This is a genomic window from Streptomyces sp. CC208A, assembly GCF_030010625.1.
Taxonomy (GTDB): Bacteria; Actinomycetota; Actinomycetes; order Streptomycetales; family Streptomycetaceae; genus Streptomyces.
This window is the reverse complement of record NZ_JASCXN010000029.1, coordinates 60237-78227: the sequence shown is the minus strand read 5'-3', so window position 1 is coordinate 78227 and position 17991 is coordinate 60237. Positions and strand designations below refer to the sequence as shown.

Annotated in this window: 17 protein-coding genes; 6 read left to right on the top strand and 11 right to left on the bottom strand. The window is 72.7% G+C overall.

Annotation, left to right across the window (positions count from 1 at the left end):
- Positions 1–68 precede the first annotated feature (68 nt).
- From QK442_RS27130 to QK442_RS27110, 5 genes are all read right to left on the bottom strand, one after another.
- Positions 69–1346, bottom strand: a complete 1278-nt coding sequence (locus tag QK442_RS27130) for an ion channel protein (protein WP_282696702.1) — start codon at positions 1344–1346, stop codon at positions 69–71.
- 80 nt (positions 1347–1426) lie between these two features.
- Positions 1427–1795, bottom strand: a complete 369-nt coding sequence (locus QK442_RS27125; RefSeq protein WP_282696701.1) for a YbjQ family protein — start codon at positions 1793–1795, stop codon at positions 1427–1429.
- A 112-nt stretch (positions 1796–1907) separates the two neighbouring features.
- The gene (locus QK442_RS27120) at positions 1908–2870 is read right to left on the bottom strand and encodes a DUF368 domain-containing protein (RefSeq protein ID WP_282696700.1); all 963 of its coding nucleotides are present in this window, start codon (positions 2868–2870) and stop codon (positions 1908–1910) included.
- A 93-nt stretch (positions 2871–2963) separates the two neighbouring features.
- Entirely contained in the window at positions 2964–4619 is a 1656-nt protein-coding gene (locus tag QK442_RS27115) for a threonine/serine exporter family protein (RefSeq protein ID WP_282696699.1), read from the bottom strand.
- A 134-nt stretch (positions 4620–4753) separates the two neighbouring features.
- Positions 4754–5245 (bottom strand): inorganic diphosphatase, encoded by a 492-nt coding sequence (locus tag QK442_RS27110; protein WP_030495855.1) that lies wholly within the window; start codon positions 5243–5245, stop codon positions 4754–4756.
- Between the two features lie 102 nt (positions 5246–5347).
- Here QK442_RS27110 and dacB point away from each other — a divergent pair, with 102 nt between their 5' ends.
- The 5 genes from dacB to ftsH all read left to right on the top strand — a co-directional run bounded on the left by dacB (position 5348) and on the right by ftsH (position 12052).
- Complete coding sequence (dacB, locus tag QK442_RS27105) at positions 5348–6757, top strand: D-alanyl-D-alanine carboxypeptidase/D-alanyl-D-alanine-endopeptidase (RefSeq protein WP_282696698.1); 1410 nt, start codon at positions 5348–5350, stop codon at positions 6755–6757.
- A 58-nt stretch (positions 6758–6815) separates the two neighbouring features.
- On the top strand, positions 6816–7955 hold the full coding sequence (locus QK442_RS27100) for a zinc-dependent metalloprotease (protein WP_282696697.1): 1140 nt from the start codon (positions 6816–6818) through the stop codon (positions 7953–7955).
- Between the two features lie 234 nt (positions 7956–8189).
- Positions 8190–9257: a tRNA lysidine(34) synthetase TilS gene (tilS, locus tag QK442_RS27095; RefSeq protein WP_282696696.1), complete on the top strand. Its 1068-nt coding sequence runs from the start codon at positions 8190–8192 to the stop codon at positions 9255–9257.
- A 41-nt stretch (positions 9258–9298) separates the two neighbouring features.
- The gene (hpt, locus tag QK442_RS27090; RefSeq protein ID WP_030219931.1) at positions 9299–9838 is read left to right on the top strand and encodes a hypoxanthine phosphoribosyltransferase; all 540 of its coding nucleotides are present in this window, start codon (positions 9299–9301) and stop codon (positions 9836–9838) included.
- Positions 9839–10033: 195 nt separating this feature from the next.
- The gene (gene ftsH / locus QK442_RS27085) at positions 10034–12052 is read left to right on the top strand and encodes an ATP-dependent zinc metalloprotease FtsH (protein ID WP_282696695.1); all 2019 of its coding nucleotides are present in this window, start codon (positions 10034–10036) and stop codon (positions 12050–12052) included.
- A 63-nt stretch (positions 12053–12115) separates the two neighbouring features.
- Here the strand turns inward: ftsH and QK442_RS27080 are convergent, their stop codons facing one another.
- A complete protein-coding gene (locus QK442_RS27080; protein ID WP_282696694.1) occupies positions 12116–14083 on the bottom strand; it encodes a zinc ribbon domain-containing protein in 1968 nt (655 codons plus the stop codon).
- Positions 14084–14310: 227 nt separating this feature from the next.
- Here QK442_RS27080 and folE point away from each other — a divergent pair, with 227 nt between their 5' ends.
- Positions 14311–14916 carry a GTP cyclohydrolase I FolE gene (gene folE, locus QK442_RS27075; protein WP_282696693.1) on the top strand — a complete coding sequence of 202 codons (606 nt, stop codon included), beginning with the start codon at positions 14311–14313 and terminating at the stop codon, positions 14914–14916.
- A gap of 42 nt (positions 14917–14958) precedes the next feature.
- On the opposite strand, the gene QK442_RS27070 is transcribed toward folE, so the two are convergent.
- The 5 genes from QK442_RS27070 to folP all read right to left on the bottom strand — a co-directional run bounded on the left by QK442_RS27070 (position 14959) and on the right by folP (position 17960).
- On the bottom strand, positions 14959–15438 hold the full coding sequence (locus tag QK442_RS27070; RefSeq protein ID WP_282696692.1) for a DUF3180 domain-containing protein: 480 nt from the start codon (positions 15436–15438) through the stop codon (positions 14959–14961).
- A 48-nt stretch (positions 15439–15486) separates the two neighbouring features.
- Positions 15487–16086 (bottom strand): 2-amino-4-hydroxy-6-hydroxymethyldihydropteridine diphosphokinase, encoded by a 600-nt coding sequence (gene folK, locus QK442_RS27065; RefSeq protein ID WP_282696691.1) that lies wholly within the window; start codon positions 16084–16086, stop codon positions 15487–15489.
- A complete protein-coding gene (folB, locus tag QK442_RS27060; RefSeq protein WP_030495863.1) occupies positions 16083–16442 on the bottom strand; it encodes a dihydroneopterin aldolase in 360 nt (119 codons plus the stop codon). Before folB ends, folK begins: the two co-directional genes overlap by 4 nt.
- 111 nt (positions 16443–16553) lie before the next feature.
- Complete coding sequence (locus tag QK442_RS27055) at positions 16554–17060, bottom strand: nuclear transport factor 2 family protein (RefSeq protein ID WP_282696690.1); 507 nt, start codon at positions 17058–17060, stop codon at positions 16554–16556.
- A 36-nt stretch (positions 17061–17096) separates the two neighbouring features.
- Complete coding sequence (gene folP, locus QK442_RS27050) at positions 17097–17960, bottom strand: dihydropteroate synthase (RefSeq protein ID WP_282696689.1); 864 nt, start codon at positions 17958–17960, stop codon at positions 17097–17099.
- Positions 17961–17991 lie beyond the last annotated feature (31 nt).

Sequence of the window (17991 nt, the reverse complement as noted above, 5' to 3'; positions counted from 1 at the left end):
CTCCTTCTTCTGGGGGACTTCTGGGGGGCTTCTGCGGGGCTTCTGGGGGTGGGGTGGCGGTCGGAGGGTCAGCGGAGGGGTCGGCCCCGGTGGTCGAGCTGGAGCTGCGGGCGGCCGGTGACGACCAGCCAGGCGGGCAGGGTGGCCAGGCAGAGCAGCGAGAGCATGGCGGGGGAGGAGGCCAGGACGGCGGCGACGAAGAGGCTCACCCACCCCTGCCGGGTGGTCGCGAGGAGGACGCCGAGGACCGCGGAGGAGACGGCGACCGCCGGGTGGATCTCCGGGACGAGGGCCTGGGCGGCCAGACCGAAGGCGGCACCGACGAAGACCGCCGGGAAGACCCGCCCGCCGCGGAAGCCGCAGGCCGCCGCCACCAGCAGGGCGGCGAGCTTCACGACGGCGAGCCTCGCCAGCTCGCCGGAGGAGTACACCCCGACGGATCCGGCCAGCTCCCTGGTCTCCTGGAGCCCCTTGAAGAGGGTCAGCGGGCCGCCGAGCGCGCCCAGCAGCCCCAGGACCAGGCCGCCGGCGGGCAGCATCAGCAGGGGGTGCCGCAACCGCCCGAAGAGCCGGTGGAGAAAGGGGAGGGCCGAGCAGGAGAGGAGCCCGAAGAGGGCGCCGAGGGTGGCCACGGCGAGGGCGGCGAGAAGGTCCCCCCAGCCGGGGTCGGTCAGCGGGGGAAGGCCGATCGCGAAGCTGGGGTCCGCGAGGAGCTGGGTGGTCGTCGCCCCGGCCCCGGCGGCGACCAGCGGGGCGAAGAGCCGGTCCCACAGCGCGCCGCCTCCGGGCCGTCCGGCGAGCGCCTCGGAGAGGACGAGGGCGGCGGCGACGGGCGTGCCGAAGAGGGCGCCGAAGGTGCCCGCCACGGCGAGGGAGGCCCAGAAGGCGCCCGGCACCTCCGGCAGGGCCCGCAGCCCCAGCCAGACGGCGAGCGCGACCGCGGAGGCGATCGTCGGCTGCTCGGGACCGAGCGAGACACCGCCCGCGAGGGCGAGGGTCCCGGCGAGGAGCAGGCCCGGCACCACACCGGGCGGCAGCGGCGGCCCGCCGAGCCCCTCGGAGGCCGGGTCGGGGCCGGCGTGCCCGGGGACCTTCCAGACCACGAGCCCGACCGCGACCCCGGTCGCCGTCAGGACGCCGATCACCCACGGCGAGGAGTACCGCCCGATGCCCAGGGCGTCGGGCAGGGTCTCCCAGAGCACTGCCTGGAGCTCCTCGGCGACCGCGCTGACCCCGAGGAAGAGGAGGGCCGATCCGACGCCCACGCCGAGAGCGGGCAGGACCTGCGGGAGCAGGAGCCGTACCGGTGCTTCGGCGGGGGCGGTCGTGTCACGATCGGTGGCCACCGCCCCACCATAAGTGAGTAAAAGCCGCGCAACACCTCAAAAGGGACGGGTGTGGGGGCCTGCGCTTCACGCGCCGGGGCTCAGGTGCGCGGCGCGATGACTACGGCTGTGCCGTACGCACAAACCTCCGTGCCGACATCCGCGGCCTCCGTCACGTCGAAGCGGAACATCAGCACGGCGTTCGCGCCGCGCGCCCTGGCCTGCTCCACCAGGCGGTCCATCGCCTGGTTCCGGGTCTGCACCAGGGTCTTCGTCAGCCCCTTCAGCTCGCCGCCGATCATCGACTTCAGACCGGCGCCGATCTGGCTGCCCAGGTGCCGGGACCGGACCGTCAGGCCGAAGACCTCGCCGATCACCTGCCGCACCTCGTAGCCGGGGACGTCGTTCGTCGTCACCACCAGCACATCGGGATGCGGCCCCTGGCCGCCTCCGTACTCCTCGATGCCCATCCGCGCACGCCTTCCTCTCGCACCTGCGGAGACCGGGCGATCCCCGCCAGCAGCTTCGCGCGGCGGGGACGGGACCGCACCCCGAACCGGTACGGAGGTGCCGGCGGGTACGTCAGTCGTTCGCGCCGACCGACGCGGAGGGGACCCGGGCGTGCCGTCCCCGCGCGGGGCTCACGCTCTCCCGCCTGGCCCGGGCCCGGTGCTCGACCACCAGGACCGCCACGACCACGACCACGCCCAGCGCCATGAGGGCGAACGTCAGGCCGACCGACCCGGCCGGGGCCAGCAGGTTCCGGTCGTCGTCCTGCCAGGGCCACAGGGCGCGCAGCGAGCCCGCCATCAGGCCCGTCATCACCACGATGGTCATGTGGTGGTAGTGCTCGAGCAGCCACTTGAGCAGCTTCACGAAGAGCGCGAGACCGGTGAGGCAGCCCGCGCCGAAGGCGGCCAGGTAGCCGAAGTCCCGCTCGTTGACCGCGGTCATGGTCGGCTCGTACAGACCGAAGGTCAGCAGCAGGAAGGAGCCCGAGACACCGGGCAGCACCAGCGCGCAGATGGCGATCGCGCCCGCCAGGAAGACGATCACCGGGTGGGTCGGCATGTTGCCGGGCGGAAGCCCCGTCAGGACGAAGGCCCCGGCCGCGACGACCAGACCGAGCAGGTAGTTCCCCGCCGTCCACCGCTTCCCGGAGCTGGAGTACGGCACCCACAGCGAGGCCAGCACCAGACCGAAGAAGATCGCGTAGGCGAACTGCGGGTTGTCCTTCACCACCGGGGCGAGGAGCTTGGCGCCGAGCACCAGCGCGGCGGCCATGCCGACGAGCAGCGGCAGCACGACCCCCCAGTCCACCCGCCGGACCTCCTCCATGGCACGGCCGCCGCCCCGCCCCCGGGGCACGTCGGCCACGGCCTTGCGCACGGCGCTGGTCAGGAACCCCGCCCCGCCGATGAGCTTCTCGTAGACGCCCGTGATGAGCGCGACGGTGCCGCCGCTGATGCCGGGGACGACCTCGGCCGCGCCGATGAGGACGCCGCGGAAGGCGTTGAACAACTGGGGTCCTACCGGCTTTGCCATGGTCTCCTGCTTTGTCGGGCCTCCGAGGGGCTCCATCCTAGAAGGCCCGGGAAAACGCCCGCCGCGACCACCCCGCTCCCGTCGGCCGGGCCCTCAGAAGCCCCTGGTCCGCTTCGCCGCGCTGCGCGCCGAGACCGCGCCCGGGGCCCGCATGAAGAGACGGGCCAGCTCGCTCCCCAGGTTCACCCCGATCGCGATCGCCAGGGCCAGGGCCGCCGCCTTCGCCAGGTAGCCGAAACCCTGGTCCAGGTTGTTCTGGGCGATCGAGAGCACCCCGAAGTACGTCGCCGAACCGGGCAGCAGCGGCCCGATCGCCGCCGTCACGTACGGCAGCGAGGACGTGTGGTGGTAGCGGGCCATCAGCTGCCCGAAGAGGCCCACCAGACCGGCCGCCACCGCCGTCGCCATCACCGCCGAGCCCTCCCCGGTGATCGCGATCGCCGCGAAGACCACCCACGCCACCCCGCCGTTCAGCATCGCGAAGAGCACCGTCGCCCGCGACTGCTGGAGCAGGATCGCGAAGGTCGCGCACAGCACCACCGCCGACGCGATCTGCGTCACCGGCCGCTCCACCGGGCTCAGCGCCCCCTCCGGGTTCAACTGGGCGCCGAACTGCACCGCCACGTACAGCACCGAGAGGACGCCCACCACGATCGCCACGAAGAAGTACGCGACCTCCAGGAGCCGCGCCGAGGCCGTGATGTAGAAACCGGTCAGACCGTCCTGCACCGCCGCCACCAGGGCCCGCCCCGGGATCAGCGCGAATAGGCCGCCCGTGATCACCGCCGACGGCCGCAGACCCGCGTGGAGCAGTGTGAGCAGCACCCCCATCGCCGCCGGAGGCATCGCCGCCACCAGGAACTGGTAGAACTCCGGCAGCCCGCGCCCCGCGCACAGCCACGCCAGCCGGTCGCCGAGCACCGCGCCCAGCGCCGCCACGAAGAAGACCCACACCCCGCCGCCGAGCAGCGTCGAGGCCGAGCCCGCGAGCACGCCCGCCGCCGCCGTCAGCACCCACCCCGGGTACGGGTGCCGGTTGCGCCGGATCTCCGCGAGCCGCCGGTACGCCTCCTCCGTCGACACCTCGTGCGCGGGGGCGTCGATGTCCGCGAGCAGCTGGTAGACGGCCGCGAGCCGGGTGTAGTCGGTGCCCCGGCGGCGTACCGTCCGGTTCGCCGTCACCGGGTCGTCCACCAGCGACGGCTGGTACGTGATCGACAGCAGCGTGAAGGTCACCGTCGGCTCGCAGCGGTCGAGGCCGTACGAGCGGCAGATCGCGAACATCGCCGCCTCGACGTCCTCCGCGCCCTCCCCGCCCGCGAGCAGCAGCTCGCCGATGCGCAGGGTCAGGTCGAGCACGCGCGGCACCGAAGGCCCCGTCTCGCCCTTCTCCGCGGCCGTCTCCGCCACCACCGGCCGGTCGCCCACCGGCAGCCGCAGCATCGTCCGCATCCGGTCCTGCCACGGCGCGTTGTGCGGCAGCCGCGCCAGCGGCACCCCGTAGGCGGGGGTGAAGGCGGGCGGGGAGTCCTTCACGGAGTAGGTCGAGGGCGGCGCGAACGCGGAGCCCTCGGGCTCCTGCGGCGGCTCGGGCACCAGCCCCTCCGGCAGCGCGAACGCCGAGCCCTCCGGCTCCGACGGCGGCTCCGGCACCACCCCCTCCGGGAGGGCGAACTCCGAGGTCGCCTCGTCCGACAGCGGCTTCCGGTCCTCCGGAGCCTCCTCGGGGCCCTCCGGCTCCGCCACCACTCTCTCTCCGTCTCCGTCTCACACCCAGGGAATCAGGGAATCGCGGATTCCAGTATGGGCATCCGACGGATGTGCGAAAGGCGGTGCACCCCGAAAGGTGCACCGCCTTCACGCGACGATCGGACGATCAAGCGTCAGTGAGCGCCCTGCTCCTTGGCGCGCGCGATCGACTTCTCGATCTCGGCCTCGGCCTCGGCACGGCCCACCCAGTCCGCGCCCTCGACCGACTTGCCCGGCTCCAGGTCCTTGTAGACCTCGAAGAAGTGCTGGATCTCCAGGCGGTCGAACTCCGGCACGTGGTGGATGTCGCGCAGGTGCTCCATGCGCGGGTCCGTCGCCGGCACGCACAGCAGCTTGTCGTCGCCGCCGGCCTCGTCCGTCATGCGGAACATGCCGATGGCACGGCACTTGATCAGGCAGCCCGGGAAGGTCGGCTCGTCGAGGATGACCAGCGCGTCCAGCGGGTCACCGTCCTCGCCGAGGGTGTTCTCCACGTAGCCGTAGTCGGTCGGGTAGGCCGTCGACGTGAAGAGGCGACGGTCCAGGCGGATGCGACCGGTCTCGTGGTCGACCTCGTACTTGTTCCGCGACCCCTTCGGGATCTCGATGAGAACGTCGAACTCCACGGGTGGCTCCTCCTGAATCAACACAAGTGAATGCTCGCGACGACGCGCGGTGATTAAGTGTCCCTCACGCACGTACGTGATCGCGAAAGGGGCTGGTCAGCAATGCCCGAACCGAGGGTGTGGCGGCTCACGGCGGGCTCCGCCGTGCTCGGTCTGGCCATCGCCGCCGCGGCGGCGACCGCGGCAGGACCCTGGGACGGAGGCCAGCGTACGGCCGAGCGGGCCCGCGCCGCCGCCCCCGCGACGGGTGGCGAGCGTCACCCCGCCCCGGCCGCCGCCCCCGCCGCCCCGGAACCCGCCGGGCCCGCCCCCGCCCCCAGCGCCCCCGGGGTCCTCGCCGCCCTCGCGCTCCCCGCCGCCCCCGGCACCCGCCCCGCCGACCTCGCCCCCACCCTCGTCCCCCTCCTGGCCGACCCCGGCCTCGGCACCTCGCGCACCGCCTCCGTCGTCGACACCGCCACCGGGAAGCAGCTCTACGGGGAGGGCGCCGCCACCCCCATGACCCCGGCCTCCACCATCAAGATCGCCACCACCGTCGCGGCCCTCTCCGCCCTCGGCCCCGACCACCGCATCGCCACCACCGTCACCGCCGCCCCCGACGGCACCGCGGTCACCCTCACCGGCGGCGGCGACCCCACCCTCGACCCCGCCCGCCTCAAGGCCCTCGCCGCCGACACCGCCCGCGCCCTGAAGGAACGCGGCCACACCTCCGTACGCCTCGCCTACGACACGAGCCTCTACAAGGGCCCCGCCCTCCACCCCATCGGCCCCAACGAGAACCTCGCCCCCGTCACCGCCCTCATGACCCGCGAGGGACGCCTCGACGACAGCGACAGCGGACCCGCCCCCCGCTCCGCCGACCCCGCCCGCGACACCGCCACCGCCTTCGCCGGCCACCTCTCCGCCGCCGGAGTGAAGGTCACCGGCGCCCCCGCGCCCGGCCGCACCCCGAAGGGCGCCCCCCTCGCCCGTACCGTCTCCGCCCCCCTCGCCGACCTCGTCGAGCGCACCCTCACCCACAGCGACAACGACCTCGCCGAAGCCCTCGCCCGGCAGACCGCCCTCGCCCACCGGCAGCCCGCCTCCTTCCGCGGCGCCGAGCAGGCCGTCCGCGACGAACTCGGCCGCCTCGGCCTCCCCCTCACCGGCGCCCGCTTCGCCGACGGCAGCGGACTCGACCGCCGCGACCGCGTCTCCGCCGCCCTCCTCACCGGCCTCCTCACCCGCGCGGCCGACCCCGCCCGCCCCGCCCTCAGGCCCGTCCTCACCGGCCTCCCCGTCGGCGGCTTCACCGGCACCCTCGCCGGCCGCTACGGCCAGGCCCCCGCCGGCGCCGGACTCGTCCGCGCCAAGACCGGCACCCTCACCGGCGTCAACACCCTCGCCGGCACCGTCGTCACCCCCGACGGGCGCCTCCTCGCCTTCGCCTTCCTCGCGGGCCGCACCCCCTCCCCGTACCGGGCCCAGCCCGCCCTCGACCGCCTCTCCGCCGCCCTCACCGGCCAGAAGTGACCCCCACGCCACCCGCAGGAGAGGGCCCGGAAGGGCCCCGAACCCGTACGGTTGACGCATGACGAGCATCGGTGGTGCAGGCACGTCCGGAATGGTCGACTGGAACCTCGCGGTCGCGACCGCGACCAGGCTGGTCCGCCCCGGCCCCGACGTCGGCCGCGACGAGGCCCGCGCCGTCGTCGCCGAGCTCCGCCGCCACGCCAAGGCCGCCGAGGAACACGTCCGCGCCTACACCCGGATGCTCCCCGAGGCCACCGCCCCGCACGACACCCCCGTCCTCGTCGTCGACCGCACCGGCTGGATCAAGGCCAACGTCGCCGGCTTCCGCGAGCTCCTCACCCCGCTCCTCGCCAAGATGCAGGAACGCCGCGCCGCCACCCCCGGAGGAGCCGTCCTCGGCGCCGTCGGCGGCAAGGTCACCGGCGTCGAGCTCGGCATGCTGCTCTCCTTCCTCGCCTCCCGCATCCTCGGCCAGTACGAGACCTTCGCCCCCGCCACCCGCGACCTCCCCGGCTCCCCCGAAGGCGGCGGCCGGCTCCTCCTCGTCGCCCCCAACATCGTCCACGTCGAACGCGAACTGGCCGTCGCCCCCCACGACTTCCGCCTCTGGGTCTGCCTCCACGAGGAGACCCACCGCACCCAGTTCACCGCCGTCCCCTGGCTCCGCGACCACCTCCAGGGCGAGATCCAGACATTCCTCGCCGCCACCGACGTCGACCCCGGCACCTTCCTCGAACGCCTCCGCGAAGCCGCCCAGACCCTCGCCGGCGGCCGCCCCGAGGCCGAGGAGGGCGACCCCGCCCCCTCCCTCGTCGAACTCGTCCAGACCCCCGAGCAGCGCGAGATCCTCGGCCGCCTCACCGCCGTCATGTCCCTCCTCGAAGGCCACGCCGACTACGTCATGGACGGCGTCGGCCCCCAGGTCGTCCCCTCCGTCGCCGAGATCCGCGAGAAGTTCAAGGAGCGCCGCGCCCGCGGCGCCTCCCGCCTCGACCTCGCCCTGCGCAAGCTCCTCGGCCTCGACGCCAAGCTCCGCCAGTACCGCGACGGCGAACGCTTCGTCCGCGCCGTCGTCGACGAGGTCGGCATGGACGGCTTCAACCGCGTCTGGACCTCCCCCAACACCCTCCCCACCAAGAGCGAGATCGCCGCCCCCGCCGACTGGATCGCCCGCGTCCACCGCAGGGCGGACTCCTGACCCAGGAGCAGTACGGGGGGCATCAGGGCGGGCCGGAACACGCCGGAGCGCACCACCAATCACCCATCCGAGGGACCCTGGCCGTGGGGTGAGGCGTGCAATGCTCGGGTAAGGGCGACGTTTCTGTCACCATCGACGCACTCTGAGTGACCGAACACCCCATTCCGATCGTCCGTCCCGATCGTTAAGACTCCGACCGAGGCACCCCACCCCATTCACGAAGGGCACCGAACCATGGGTCCCCATCCTGCGGTCGCGGCGATACGCCTGGCGGTCCGCCGCGTACTCCACGACGTCCTCACCGAGCACCCCACCGGCCCCTCCGCCCCCCGCGACACACACCCCCTCGTGCTCGTCGCCTGCTCCGGCGGAGCCGACTCCATGGCGCTCGCCTCCGCCCTCGCCTTCGAGGCCCGCAAACTTCCCGTCCGGGCCGGCGGCGTCACCGTCGACCACGGCCTCCAGGACGGCTCCGCCGACCGCGCCGCCGAGGTCGCCGACCGCATGACCGCCCTCGGCCTCGCCCCCGTCGAGGCCGTCACGGTCACCGTCGGCCGCGAATCCAGGGCAGCGGCGCACGGCGCCTCCTACACGGGCGGTGGTGGGCGGCGGGTCGGGCCCGAGGCCGCCGCCCGCGACGCCCGGTACGCCGCCCTCGACGCCGCCGCCGAACGCCACGGCGCTGCCGCGGTCCTCCTCGGCCACACCCGCGACGACCAGGCCGAGACCGTCCTCCTCGGCCTCGCCCGGGGCTCCGGCATCCGCTCCCTCTCCGGCATGGCCGCCGTCTCCGGCGCCCGCGGCCGCTACCGCCGCCCCTTCCTGCAGCTCGACCGGCAGACCGTCCGCAAGGCCTGCATCGCCCAGGAACTCGCCGTCTGGGACGACCCGCACAACAGCGACCCCGCCTACACCCGCTCCCGCCTCCGCCACGAGGGCCTCCCCGCCCTGGAGAAGGCGCTCGGCAAAGGCGTCGTCGAAGCCCTCGCCCGGACGGCCCAGCTCTCCCGCGACGACGCCGACGCCCTCGACACCTGGGCCGCCGACGCCGAGACCGCCGTACGCGACGAGACCGGCACCCTCGCCTGCGACAAGCTCTCCGGCCTGCCCCCCGCCGTACGCCGCCGCGTCCTGCGCCGCGCCGTGATCGCCGAGGGCGCCCCCGCCGGCTCCCTCTTCGCCCGCCACATCGAAGAACTCGACCGGCTCATCACCGGCTGGCGCGGCCAGGGCGCCATCAACCTGCCCGGCCGGGTCGAAGCCCGCCGCCAGGGTGGCAGACTGGTCATCCGGCAAGGCTGACGCACGCTGCAACGAAAGTGACCCGGGTGAACGAGAAGGACATGGGCACCGACCTCCAGTCGGTGCTCATCACCAAGGAAGAGATCGACGCCAAGCTGGCCGAGCTGGCCGCGAAGATCGACGCGGAATACGCGGGCAAGGACCTGCTCATCGTCGGAGTCCTCAAGGGCGCCGTGATGGTGATGGCGGACCTGGCACGCGCCCTGTCCACCCCCGTCACCATGGACTGGATGGCCGTCTCCTCCTACGGCGCCGGCACCCAGTCCTCGGGCGTCGTCCGCATCCTCAAGGACCTCGACACCGACATCAAGGGCAAGCACGTCCTGATCGTCGAGGACATCATCGACTCCGGCCTGACCCTGTCCTGGCTCCTGTCGAACCTCGGCTCGCGCGAGCCGGCCTCCCTGGAGGTCTGCACCCTGCTGCGCAAGCCCGAGGCCGCCAAGGTCGCCATCGACGTCAAGTGGATCGGTTTCGACATCCCCAACGAGTTCGTCGTCGGCTACGGCCTCGACTACGCCGAGAAGTACCGGAACCTCCCCTTCGTCGGCACGCTCGCCCCCCACGTCTACGGCGGCTGAACGACCGCCCCCGTACGTTCCCCGCACGGAGGACGTACGGGGAACCCGCGCCGCCTTCCCTCCGTTGAACCACGGGAAGGCGGTCGCGGGCGACGAGGCTGAGGTACCTTCCGAAGAACAGCTTTTTCATACTGCGGCTCTCACAGCAGCATTTACCTACGGGCAGGAGGGACGGGGCGTTCTCGCTCCGTATGGATGGACGTGAAGCGATACTTCCGTGGGCCGGTCATGTGGATCGTGCTGGCCGTCCTCGCCGTGGTCGTGCTGATGCAGGTCGTCGGCTCGTCCGAGGGCTACAAGACGGTGGACACCGGCAAGGTCGTCCAGGCGATCGACAAGAACCAGGTCAAGCAGGCAAAGATCACCACCGGTGACGAGCAGACGATCAAGATCGAGCTCGTCGACGGCCAGAAGATCGACAACAGCGGCAAGGTCCAGGCCAGCTACATCGGCAGCCAGGGCGTTGACATCGCCGACAAGCTCCAGGAGAAGTTCGAGGCCGGACAGATCGAGGGGGGCTACACCGTCTCCCCGACGAAGCAGTCGCCCTTCGTCTCGATCCTGCTCTCGCTCCTCCCCTTCGTCCTCATCGTGGTCGTCTTCCTCTTCCTGATGAACCAGATGCAGGGCGGCGGCAGCCGGGTCATGCAGTTCGGCAAGTCCAAGGCGAAGCTCATCACCAAGGACACGCCCAAGACCACCTTCGCCGACGTCGCCGGCTCCGACGAGGCCGTCGAGGAACTCCACGAGATCAAGGAGTTCCTCCAGGAGCCCGCCAAGTTCCAGGCCGTCGGCGCCAAGATCCCCAAGGGCGTCCTGCTCTACGGCCCGCCCGGCACCGGCAAGACGCTCCTCGCGCGCGCCGTCGCCGGCGAGGCCGGCGTGCCCTTCTACTCGATCTCCGGCTCCGACTTCGTCGAGATGTTCGTCGGCGTCGGCGCCAGCCGCGTCCGCGACCTCTTCGAGCAGGCCAAGGCCAACGCCCCGGCCATCGTCTTCGTCGACGAGATCGACGCGGTCGGCCGCCACCGCGGCGCCGGCCTCGGCGGCGGACACGACGAGCGCGAGCAGACCCTCAACCAGCTCCTCGTCGAGATGGACGGCTTCGACGTCAAGGGCGGCGTCATCCTGATCGCCGCCACCAACCGCCCCGACATCCTCGACCCCGCCCTCCTGCGCCCGGGCCGCTTCGACCGCCAGATCGCCGTCGACCGTCCCGACATGCAGGGCCGCCTGGAGATCCTCAAGGTCCACCAGAAGGGCAAGCCGGTCGCGCCGGACGTCGACCTCGGCGCCGTCGCCCGCCGCACCCCCGGCTTCACCGGCGCCGATCTCTCCAACGTCCTCAACGAGGCGGCGCTGCTCACCGCCCGCTCGGACAAGAAGCTGATCGACAACCAGATGCTGGACGAGGCGATCGACCGCGTGGTCGCGGGCCCGCAGAAGCGGACCCGGATCATGTCGGACAAGGAGAAGAAGATCACCGCGTACCACGAGGGCGGCCACGCCCTGGTCGCGGCGGCCTCCCCGAACGCCGACCCCGTCCACAAGATCACCATCCTGTCCCGCGGCCGCGCCCTGGGCTACACGATGGTCCTACCGGACGAGGACAAGTACTCCACCACCCGCAACGAGATGCTCGACCAGCTCGCCTACATGCTGGGCGGCCGCGCGGCGGAGGAGCTCGTCTTCCACGACCCGACGACCGGCGCCGCGAACGACATCGAGAAGGCGACGGCCACCGCCCGCGCGATGGTCACCCAGTACGGCATGACCGAGCGGCTCGGCGCCATCAAGTTCGGCGGCGACAACACCGAGCCCTTCCTCGGCCGCGAGATGTCGCACCAGCGCGACTACTCGGAAGAGGTCGCCGCGCTCGTCGACGAAGAGGTCAAGAAGCTCATCGAGACCGCGCACAACGAGGCGTGGGAGATCCTGGTCGAGAACCGCGACGTCCTCGACAACCTGGTCCTGGCGCTCCTGGAGAAGGAGACCCTGGGCAAGGAGGAGATCGCCGAGATCTTCGCCCCCATCGTCAAGCGCCCGGCCCGCCCCGCCTGGACCGGCTCCGCCCGCCGCACCCCGTCCACGCGCCCGCCGGTCCTCTCCCCCAAGGAGCTGGCCCTGACGAACAGCGCCAACGGCACGGCGACCCCGGTCGTCGACACCACCAAGGGCCTCGACATCTCCCCCGAGGAGACCCCGGAGCCCTGACCCCGGAGCCCCGGCCCCGGCCCCGGAATGGAAGCCGCGCCCCGCAGGTTTTAGCGTCTCTGATCAGTTGAGCGAACCCGAGCAGACCGTAGAGTTTGGCTCGGGTTCGGTCCACCTGGGTGGGGAGGCGTGGGCGTGGAGGTGGAATCCGGCGCCCCGTGCTGCTCCTCGTGGCCGGTGTCGGCCGGTGGTGGGTGTGCTGATCGTGGCCACGTCCTGGTGCCGGTGGGCCGCGCGGGGCAGCCGGGGCCGGTCCGTTGGTGCGTGTCCCTCCGGACGCCGGCCGGCGGGGCCGCATGAGGGGCCCGCCGGGGAGGGAACCCCGCGTCGCCTGGGCGCGGGGCGGTTGGTACGCGGCCAGGTCGGGCCGGTCTTGGACCGGTCAGCCCGGCTGGTCCTCGGGGCGGTCGTGATGACCGCTGCGGTTTCGAGCTTGTCCACCACCGTGCGGATGACCGTCTGCCCGCTGGTGCGGTCGGTGACGGTCCGGGCCTGGTGGGTCAGGCCACGTGCGGCGATCCGCCGCCAGGCGCCCTGGTCCCGGTCGCCCTGCCAACGGCATGCGGGGTTGGGGCAGATGGCCCATTTCCAGCCCGCCGTGGTGGGCCGGTCGGGGGCCTTGCGGTGCCGCAAGGGCGTGAGGCAGTGCGGGCAGTGTTTGGAGGTGTTGCGGGGCGGGACGGTGACCACGGCGATGCCCGCTTCGGCGGCCAGGTGCCGCATCCGGTCGGCGATCTTCCCGCGCACCGTCTGGGACAGGCGGGTGTTGTGGGTGCGGCCCATCCCTTTGGCTTCCAAAGAGCGCAGGTCTTCCAGGTAGATGACCGTGGCCCCGGCCGCGACGGCCTGGTCCACGGCCCACCGGGCGGCGGACCAGGCCAAGGCGTCGTTGAGATGGGAGCGGCGCTGCGAGACACGCCGGGTCTCCTCGGCCAGTTGTTCCGCCTTGGTGTTCAGGGCGGGGTCGGCAAGCCGGGTGTAGTGGCCGGTCTTGGCGTGCAGGTGCTCGGAGATGCGGCGCAGCCGGTGCTGTTTGGCCAGCACCCCGGCGGCCCGGAACTGCGCCCCGGCACCGAGGGCGGTGATCCGTCCGTCGCCGTGCAGCCGGGCCGCACCTGCGGACAGCAGGGTGTTCAGGCCCCAGTCCACGCCGAGGGCCACGGTGTGGCCGGTGCGCTTCGTCCTCGGTACGGGGTGGGTGAAGGCGAGGTCGGCGCGGACTCTTCCGCCGGTGGGGCGCAGGGTGGGCAGGTGGAGGAGCGCGTCCGCGGGGACCGTGGACGGCAGCTGGACCGGGCAGGCGACCCACGTCCAGTCGCGGTACGAAGCGGGGTCGGGCCGGAGGGGGAGCTGGAGGCGCAGTAGCGCCCGGTGCCTGTCGTCGGAGCGTTCGAGGGTGGCCTGCTGGCCGTCGCACGCGGCGAGCAGCAGCATCCGCGCCGCACCCGGCGAGGGTTCCAGCTCGAACACACCGGCCGGAAGGTGCCCGTGCCTGCACACGAAGGAGACGATCTGGCGGGTGCGGGAACGGATCACACTGGAGGGCAGGTGCTCCCCGCCCGGGACCGCGGCCCGTACCTGGTCCCACTCCTGCGGGATGCGTTTGTCCGGGTCGGCGGGCCAGGCCGCCAGCACACCGGCCACGACATCGGCGCGCCATTTCACCGACCGCAGCACGCGTCCGGCCTGCTCCTGGGCCATCCGCACGATCCGGTCGTTGACCCGTACCCCGTCCGGCGGGGCGACACTCCAGCCCAGGCGCCGCAGCGCCATCCACGCCTGCGACGGCAGGCTGCGTCCGCCACCGTCCACGCCGGAGGCCAGCGCATCGACGTCGGCGGCGTTCCAGTGCCCGGACAGCAGCGCACCGGTCATCCCGGCCACCAGATCGGCGCACCAGCCCACGCGTTCGGCCAGAACGGCCGCGGTGAGGACCTCCCCGGTCTTCTCGTCCACACCCGCCCGGAGCAGGACGGGCGCGCAGGCGGTACGAGCCGCCTCCCCCTCGCCCAGCGGCAGCCTCCGGCCCACCGGCACCCCTCCCCTCACTCCTGGTGCTGTCATCCGATCAACGACACCACCACGGAAGGGTCACGCATTCGGCCCACGAACTCCCGAACGACACCAGTACGCCCTCCGTGGGTGCGTGGCATCAGGCCGGCGAGCAGCACATCACAGCGGACCTCGAAGAAAACCGGCTAGCCTCGATGGGGGTGCGGGCTTTCCGCGCCAAGCTAGACAGACGGAACGAGGCACAGATGACCGACCCGGTGACGCTGGACGGCGAAGGCACGATCGGCGAGTTCGATGAGAAGCGCGCCGAGAACGCCGTACGAGAGCTCCTTATCGCGGTCGGCGAAGACCCGGACCGTGAGGGCCTCCGTGAGACGCCGGCGCGCGTGGCGCGGGCGTACAAGGAGCTTTTCGCGGGTCTGTGGCAGAAGCCCGAGGATGTCCTGACGACGACGTTCGACCTGGGGCACGACGAGATGGTCCTGGTGAAGGACATCGAACTGACGTCCCAGTGTGAACATCATCTCCTCCCATTTCATGGCGTAGCCCACATTGGTTACATTCCTGCTGAAACGGGCAAAATTACCGGCCTGTCGAAGCTGGCCCGTCTGGTGGACGTCTATGCTCGGCGTCCGCAGGTGCAGGAGCGTCTGACGACACAGATCGCCGATTCGCTGATGCGGATCCTTGAGGCGCGCGGCGCGATCGTCGTCATCGAGGCCGAGCACATGTGCATGGCGCTGCGGGGAGTCCGCAAGCCGGGCGCGAAGACGACGACCTCGGCGGTACGTGGCCAACTTCGTGATGCCACCACGCGTGCCGAGGCCATGTCTCTGATACTCGCCCGCTAAGAGCGCACCGTCCCCGCCGGACCGCCTGGGGGGGCCGTCGGGTCAGGCCCGGGCGCCGCCCGGGCCGTCGTCGTCTTCGGGGAGCTTGCAGACGCGCTCCAGGAAGAGGGCGGCGGCGATGACGCCGAAGGCTGCCAGCACCGCGGCGGCGGCGTAGAGGGCCTGGTCGCGGCGGGCGGGGATGTCGAGGGAGCCCAGGAGGAAGACGCCCACGCCGCCGTAGAGGCCGGCGACGAGGGCGGCTACCAGGGCGCTGGCCTGGCCGAAGACGACCGCGCGGGCGGCCATCAGGGGTTCGACGCCCTTGGCGCCGGGGCGGCGCTCGCGCTGGGCCCTGAGGCGGGCGCGGAGCGAGAGGGCGGTGGCCGTGAGCACCACCGCGATCACGGCGAGGACGATGGGCGCGGCGAGCGGCACGCTGGGGAGGGTGCCGACGGAGTCCCAGAGGCGGGCGCCGCCCCAGGAGAGGATGCCGGCGACCAGGAAGAGTCCGGCGAGCACCTTGAGCCGCAGTTGTTTCACCGGGTGTCCTTCACGTGGTCGCGGGCGGTCTGCCACGTAGCGTAACGATTACTCGGGGAGGCGGAGTTCCAGGTCGGGCCTGGGCGTGACGCCGGCGCGGTCGACGGCGGCCAGGAGGTCGGCCACGGCGCCGTGGCCGGGGAGCTGGGCCTCGGGGTCCATGTCGTGCCAGGGGGCGAGGACGAAGGCGCGCTGGTGGGCGCGGGGGTGCGGGAGGGTGAGGACGGGGTCGTCGGAGACCACGTCCGCGTACGTGATGATGTCGACGTCGAGGGTGCGGGCGCCCCAGCGTTCGTCCCGGACGCGCAGGAAGGCCTCCTCGACGGCCTGGGCGCGCTCCAGGAGGGAGGAGGGCGGGAGGGTCGTCTTCAGGAGGGCGACGGCGTTGAGGTACGAGGGCTGGGTGCCGGGCTCGACACCCCAGGGCTCGGTCTCGTACACGGGGGAGACGGCCTTGACGCGGAGGCCGGGGGTGTCGGCGAGGGCGTCGACGGCTCCCTGGAGGTTCTCCAGGCGGTTGCCGAGGTTGGCGCCGAGGGCGACGACGGCCCAGCGGGGGTTGGAGAGGGTGGTGTCGGCGGCGTCGACGGTGGCGACGACGGAGGCCGGTACGGGCTGGACGGTGGGGTCGCTGTGGGTCGGCTTCATCGTCGGCTCCGGGTGATCGTGACGGTGACGTCGTCGAAGGGGACGGTGATGGGGGCGTCGGGCTTGTGCACGACCACCTCCACCTCCTGGACGCCGGCGTGGCTGAGGCACTGCTGGGCGATGCGCTCGGCGAGGGTCTCGATCAGGTCGACGGGCTCGCCCTGGACGACGTCGACGACCTCCTCGGCGACGACGCCGTAGTGAACGGTCTTGGTGAGGTCGTCGTCGGCGGCCGCCGGGCGGGTGTCGAGGCCGAGGACCAGGTCCACGATGAAGGTCTGCCCCTCCTCGCGCTCCTTGGGGAAGACACCGTGGTGGCCTCGGGCCTTGAGGCCGCGCAGCGCGACACGATCCACGCGAATCACTCCTGCTGTCGTAGTTTCGGGGGCACGCAGCCGGGTGCGGACGGCCGGGTGTCCTTCATCGAATCTACCCGCGGGCACCGACAGCGCTTGCTGTCGGGTCCGTCAGGCGGAGGGGCCGGGGTCGTCGTCGGGGGCCGCGGGGGGCGTGTCGTCGTCGGGGTCGGCGATGACGGGGGAGGCGTGGTGGGACCAGATCCGCCAGCCCTCGGGGGTCCGGCGGAAGGTGTTGGTGGCGACGACGAGCTGGCCGACGAGGGGGCCGAGCTCGGCGCCGTCCTCGGCTGGGCCGCCGCTGAGGATGTTCTCGGTGCAGGTGACGAGGGCGGTGTCGCCGGTGAGGGAGACCCGTACGTCGGTGAGGAAGAACTGGATGTAGTCGGTGTGCGCCATGATCAGCGCGTACGAGCGGAGCACCTCGGCGCGGCCGGTGAGGACGGGCCAGCCGGGGTGGACGCAGGAGATCTCGGTGGCGTCGTCGAGCCAGAGGTCTTCGAGGCGGTCGAAGTCGCCTTCCTCCAGCGCCGTGTAGAAGGCGGTGTTGGCGGCTTCGACGGCTGCCTGGTCGGCCTCGCGGGCGGCCCCGCCGCCGGCTCCGCGTCCGTGGGTCATCGGGCTCCTTCGTCGGTCATCGGGCTCCTCGGGAGGTCATCGGGCTCCTTCGACGGCGCGGGCGACGCGGACGGCGTCGGCGGTGGCGCGGACCTCGTGGACGCGGACGGCCCAGGCGCCCTCGTGGGCGGCGAGGGCGGAGACGGCGGCGGTGGCGGCGTCGCGTTCGCGGGCGGGCGGCGGGGCGGCGCCGGGCTCGCGGGTGAGGACGTGGCCGAGGAAGCGTTTGCGGGAGGCGGCGACGAGGAGGGGGCGGCCGAGGGCGCGCAGCTCGGGGAGGTGGGCGACGAGGGCGAGGTCGTGGGGGGCGAGCTTGGCGAAGCCGAGGCCGGGGTCGATGACGATCCGCTCGGGGGCGATGCCGCCGTCGACGACGGCCTCCATCCGGGTGCGGAGCTCGGTGACGACCTCGGTGACGACGTCGTCGTAGACGGCGAGGCTGTTCATGGACTCGCTGAAGCCGCGCCAGTGCATGACGACGAAGGGGACCTCGGCGGCGGCGACGGCGGGGACCATGCCGGGGTCGGCGAGGCCGCCGCTGACGTCGTTGACGAGTGCGGCGCCCGCCGTGACCGCTGCGGCGGCGACGGAGGCGCGCATGGTGTCGACGGAGACGGTGACGCCTTCGGCGGCGAGGCCGCGGACGACGGGGACGACCCGGCGGAGCTCTTCCTCCTCGTCGACGCGGGTGGCGCCGGGGCGGGTGGACTCGCCGCCGACGTCGACGAGGTCGGCGCCCTGGGCGACGAGGTCGAGGCCGTGCTTGACGGCGGCCGTCGTGTCGAACCAGCGGCCGCCGTCGGAGAAGGAGTCCGGGGTCACGTTGACCACGCCCATGACCGCGCAGCGGTCCCACTCGGGAAGGCCGAGGGGAGCGCCCCGGTCGATCGTCGTACTCATACGACCAGCGTAGGGCCCGCCGGGGCCGGGG